Origin of the sequence: Bariatricus sp. SGI.019 (genome assembly GCF_050315235.1) — a bacterium.
GTDB lineage: Bacteria > Bacillota > Clostridia > Lachnospirales > Lachnospiraceae > JAFBIX01.
The window spans coordinates 1-794 of sequence record NZ_JBNPOQ010000052.1; the positions used below are offsets into that span (position 1 = coordinate 1).

The 794-nt window shown below is 42.6% G+C and carries 1 protein-coding gene; it reads right to left on the reverse strand.

What is annotated here, in order from left to right; genetic code table 11:
• Positions 1-794: DDE-type integrase/transposase/recombinase (locus ACQRD1_RS14565; protein WP_427787946.1), on the reverse strand; the 794-nt coding region annotated here is incomplete at both ends.

Sequence of the window (794 nt, forward strand, 5' to 3'; positions counted from 1 at the left end):
CTTATAAAACCGTGCTTCATCCTGACGATGCTGTCTCTCCACTTTCCCATTATGTCTTGGGGTTGCTATCTGGATCCGGTGATATAAGATTCCCAGTTCCTCCAACGCTTTCTCAAACATGGTGAGGTGTTTGCTCTTAATCACCAACAGCCGATTTGTGAATTCACATCCATTATCCGTCTGAACTTCTCGAATCGGAAACGGTGCGTGCTGTATTAGTTTGAGCAAAAAATCTTTTGAACTATAGGTACTATGCTCATCATACATCTCTCGGTATGTCCATCTGCTACACTCATCTACTGCCGTATACTGGTAATACTTTCTTCCATCTGTCACACAGTAAGATGGCACATATTTTACATCTATCTGTATTTTCTGCCCTGGATAATCGGCTCGTTGATACGGTTTCAGTTTGCGTTTCTTTTTCTTCTTTTTGTCTGGTTTTAAAGCCTTTAAACGCCTTACAACTCGTTTGAAACCTCCATAGCTTCGGGTATATCCATCTTTCTCTATTAAATCCTGATATGCCAGAAGCAGATCTGTCCATTTGTATTTTTTCAGTCGGCGCCGGATTTGGCGAAGCTCCTGTTCCGTATGACTTCCTGGAGAAGTCTTGGGTCTGTGACTTCGATCCTCCAGGCTTGCTAAGGTTCCGTCGTACCGTGAAATCCATTTATAAACCGTTTTACGGCTCACACGGTAACGGATTGCCGTTTCGGTTACAGAATGTTTCTGTGCATACTTAACCATGCGTTGACGTTGGTATTTCTGTTGTGATAAGATTGACATACAAG